A 3,306-nucleotide genomic window follows, 5' to 3' on the forward strand; every position below is an offset into this window, starting at 1 on the left:
CGAACCCTTTTGACACTGATGGGCAAGCTCCGCGTTTATACAAGACTGGTGATCTCGTTCGTTGGCTCCCTGATGGGCACCTTGAGTACTTAGGCCGCAATGATTTCCAAGTGAAAATTCGTGGGTTACGAATTGAGCTTGGGGAAATAGAACAAAGGCTTGCTGCTCACCCGCAAATCGAAGCATGTTGTGTCAACGTTGATTCTACGAAAGAGACACCAAAAATAGTCGCTTACTATACCCTTAAAAAAGCTCACCACAGCCTTAATGACGCCGAACTGATCTCTATGTGGCAAAACATTTATGATCACAGCTACGGTGGGGTACCACAGACTAAACAATTTGATTTGGTGGGGTGGAATAGTTCTTATACTCAAGAATCTATCCCACATGAACAGATGAAGGAGTGGGTGGATGAAACTGTTCAAAGAATTAAAGAACAAAAACCCGCCTCTATTCTTGAGATTGGTTGCGGAACAGGGTTATTGCTCTATGGGCTAGTCAATCAGGCCACGCATTATACTGCAACCGACCTTTCATCGACGGTCATTGAGCGTCTCTCCAAAGAGCTAGATTCTCGTGATCTGAGTAATAAGGTTGAGTGTATAGTTTGCCAAGCTCATGAAGTCACAGATCATTGTCAGAGAAATGATATCGACACGGTGATAATAAACTCTGTAGCACAGTACTTTCCAAATATTGATTACTTATCGGATGTCTTGCAATCCGCTATCTCAACAATTCGCGGTACCGGCACTGTGATGATTGGAGATATTCGAGATTTTCGACTTGCAGAAACGTTCTACACATCCGTCATTCGCTACCAACATCCTTCATGGTCCAGCGCAAAAATCCAAGCGGAATGTAAGCATTGCTTTGATACTGAAACAGAACTACTGATTTCTCCCGAGTATTTTTTCCATCTATACCAACAGAATTCACACATCCGCAATATAGAAATTCTGCCAAAGCGGGGGAATGCTGACCATGAAATGAACCGATTCCGCTACGACGTTATACTGCACATCGATACCCGTTGTGTGGTGAATTCAGAGTTGAGCGCCAATACGGCTTCATTTGATACGATTGCTTATACACCAGATCTATCTCTCGATACATTATTGACATCTTCAAACAGGGATATAGCGGTTCTAGGCTATCCAAATGCTAGAGTCTGGGAAGATTGGTGCTACGCTCAACAAAAAACGTATCTTAAGACAAAGTCCATACGTTCGTTGGAAGAGTTATTTGAGCTCGCTGCACAAAAAAGTTACCACCTCAAAGTCTTGCTGGAAACCGAAAACAATCAGCCAGCCACCTACCAGCTCTACTTTAGCCAAAGCAAAATAGATGTCTGGAGCACCATCGTTCCTACCAGTACATTCAATTTGGCTGACGTTGCGAATACTCCTCAGGCTCACAGGCACAAAATATCTGACCATGAGCTGGAGAGTTTCTTGAGTAGCTCTCTTCCCGATTACATGGTGCCTTCAGCCTTTATGTGTTTACCTAACTTCCCTACGACGATTAACGGAAAGTTAGACCGACGAGCCTTACCATTACCTTCTTTTTCATCTTCAGATGATTATGTCGCTCCAAGAAATGATCTAGAGTCAAAATTGTGTACATTGTGGGCAGAAGAGCTGCGTATCGAACGAGTTGGAATTAATGACAATTTCTTCCGTCTTGGAGGTAACTCTATTTCTGCCATTCGACTTATTGCACGTGTAAAACAACAGTTGGGTATCGAACTATCACTAGCTCTTCTATTTGAAAGTAAAAATATTTTAGCGCTCACTTCACGTTTATCTAATACAACGGTCACTATCATCCCAAATTGCACACAAGGCTCAGTACCGTTGTCCTCAGCTCAGAGCAGATTGCTTTTTATGGAGCAGATTCATCCAAACTCGAAAGCGTCACACGTGCCCTTTTTGGTTAAGCTCTCCGATGATGCAAATAAGACATATCTAATTCAAGCACTTGAACGTATCTATGAGCGCCATGAAATTTTGAGCACAGTTTACCGCCAATCGAACGAAGGTGAATATGTTCAATACCCAAGGGTAGCGAGCTTTGACCATAAATTGGATACATGCGAGACACCGCACTTGTTAGCGGAGCAGATAGAGAGAGAGATGTACCATCCCTTTGATCTTGCTCATGACTCCACAATGAGAGTGCGTTTATACGAATCTAACCAAGAACACTATCTACTTGTAGTCTTTCATCATATTGCTTTCGATGGTTGGTCTACGGATCTGTTACTGAGTGAATTAACCGATCTTTACAATGACCAAGTATTCAATACTTCTACTGCCTTACCTGATCTGCAAATCCAATACGCCGATTACTCACAATGGCAGCATGATAATCTCGATTCATCAGCCTCTCATGAGTCGCTAGATTACTGGATCTCACACTTGTCAGGTTCATCCAAATTGGGACTACCTCTGGACTCAGCCAGATCGCTCAGCCTTGCACCATTGAGCAATGGAGAATTCAGCTTCCGACTGAATCAAGCGCAAAGTGAGCAATTGAAGGAGCTGGCCAAGACGCAAGAAACCACTTTGTATACCGTTATGTTAAGTGCATTTTACATCTCTTTGGGCATAACCTCAGGACAGAATGACATTGTGGTTGGCACGCTATCAGACAATCGACATAACGTACAAACCCAGTCGTTGATCGGTTTCTTTGTCAATACTTTGGCAATCAGAGCAGTTATCGACCCAAACCAACGTATTAATGAGTTTATTGGCGCAGTGCACGACAATGTGATTGCCGGCAAATCTAACCAAGAACAGCCTTTTGATCAGATAGTAAATGCCCTCGATATTGAGCGAGAGCCCAATGTACACCCTGTTTGTCAGGTTCTATTCACTGTCCAGCACTTTGAAAACCCATTAGAACAGTCAGGGCTACCATTTGGAAAAGTCCAACTGGAGGATAGTGAAGAAATTCATCACCTTGCTCAGTTTGACATGAATCAGTTTGTGAATGATGGGCAGTTCGATCTCAGCATGTCCATTGATGACAGCAAGCCAGAGCTTCATGCAAGGATTAGTTTTCCATCACATCTGTTTAAGGAAGCGACCATTGAGCGCTTTGCATCGATGTATCTGCAGGTTCTTAAGGGGTTTGTCGCCAACCCTCAACAGTCACTTGCCGAGTTACCTTGTATGTCACCAAAAGATGAGCACACCTTGTTGGTTGAGTGGAACCAGACCCAGTGTGAGTTTCCGCAGCACCTCACTTTGCACCGATGTTTTGAACAGCAGGTTGAGCGAACCCCCGATGCCACCG

1 protein-coding gene is annotated in these 3,306 nt (G+C 43.7%); it reads left to right on the forward strand.

From position 1 onward, the window contains the following. Positions 1-3,306: class I SAM-dependent methyltransferase (locus ZX61_RS04135; protein WP_150114956.1), on the forward strand; the 3,306-nt coding region annotated here is incomplete at both ends.

The organism is Vibrio sp. VPAP30, assembly GCF_001188205.1.
Taxonomy (GTDB): domain Bacteria; phylum Pseudomonadota; class Gammaproteobacteria; order Enterobacterales; family Vibrionaceae; genus Vibrio; species Vibrio bivalvicida.